1 protein-coding gene is annotated in these 572 nt (G+C 48.3%); it reads right to left on the bottom strand.

The genetic code is table 11. The features are described from left to right. On the bottom strand, positions 1 to 572 hold a 572-nt coding region (locus R7Q11_RS28225), incomplete at both ends, for a sodium/glutamate symporter (RefSeq protein WP_225467233.1).

Genomic DNA, 572 nt, shown 5'->3' with positions numbered 1-572 from the left:
GTCACCTCTAAGAAGTTCGTAATAATCACACCAATGAACAGCGCGTAAACGAAATCAGGAATCATCAACCAAGAGATTTCGTAGGTACTCACCCACTGTTCAACGTACTTCGCACCCGTCACACAAATCAGTAAGAAGAAGAGTTTTTCCACGACCTTTTTCGCCGTTACTTTGTCTTCTTCGTACTCGTTGTACGTCACCAGCTCTGGGAACTTCTCGTGGGTTTTGGCATCTCTACCACCACGACCGTACTCAGATTCGATACCATGTTTTTCCACTAGGCGTTGAGCCACTGGGCTACCAATGATACCGCCGATGATCAAACCAAAAGTGGCCGATGCCATCGCGATTTCCAGAACGTTATTTAATCCGTACACGTCTTGGAAAGTTTGTGACCACGCCGCCCCCGTGCCGTGACCACCAGACAGAGTAATCGAACCCGCGATTAACCCCATTAATGGGTCTAAACCCAATGCCGCCGCAAGTGACACGCCGACACCGTTTTGAATGATGATATAGAAAGACGCGACCGCTAAGAAGATAAAAACCTTCGCGCCTCCTTTCATCAACTG

This window comes from Vibrio sp. 970, assembly GCF_033339075.1.
Note: the sequence above shows the minus strand (reverse complement) of the source record. Positions and strands in the feature narration are given on the sequence as shown.